Origin of the sequence: Mesorhizobium sp. M5C.F.Ca.IN.020.32.2.1 (genome assembly GCF_004023105.1) — a bacterium.
GTDB classification, from domain to species: domain Bacteria; phylum Pseudomonadota; class Alphaproteobacteria; order Rhizobiales; family Rhizobiaceae; genus Mesorhizobium; species Mesorhizobium wenxiniae.
Genome location: NZ_RZSX01001587.1, coordinates 1 through 575 on the forward strand (window position 1 = coordinate 1; position 575 = coordinate 575).

Consider the following 575-nt stretch of genomic DNA (forward strand, 5'->3'; position numbering starts at 1 on the left):
ACATGGGGAAGCGTCGCGGTGATCTGCCGTGCTGCTTCGATGAAGTCGACGCCGTAATTGTTGTGCTCGTCGATGCCGGTGGCGATGGCAAAGATGTTCGGGTCGAAAACGATATCCTCGGGCGGGAATCCGGCCTGCTCGGTCAGCAGCTTATAGGCGCGGGTGCAGATTTCGACCTTGCGCGCCTGTGTGTCGGCCTGACCGTCTTCGTCGAAGGCCATGACAACCACCGCCGCGCCATACGCGCGGACGAGCTTCGCATGGTGCAGAAAGGCCGCCTCGCCTTCCTTCATGGAAATGGAGTTCACCAGCGGCTTGCCTTGCACGCATTTCAGGCCGGCTTCGATGATCTCCCATTTGGAGCTGTCGATCATCACGGGAACGCGGGCGATATCCGGCTCGGCGGCGATGAGGTTGAGATATTCGACCATCGCCTTTTTCGAATCGATCAGGCCTTCGTCCATGTTGATGTCGATGATCTGCGCGCCATTGGCGACCTGGTCGCGGGCGACTTCCAGCGCGGCGGCATAATCGCCCGCCGTGATCAGCTTCCTGAACCTGGCCGAGCCCGTGAC

1 protein-coding gene is annotated in these 575 nt (G+C 60.7%); it reads right to left on the minus strand.

From position 1 onward, the window contains the following. Positions 1-575 (minus strand): dihydropteroate synthase (locus EOA86_RS37605; protein WP_164892453.1); only part of this gene is annotated, 575 nt, incomplete at both ends.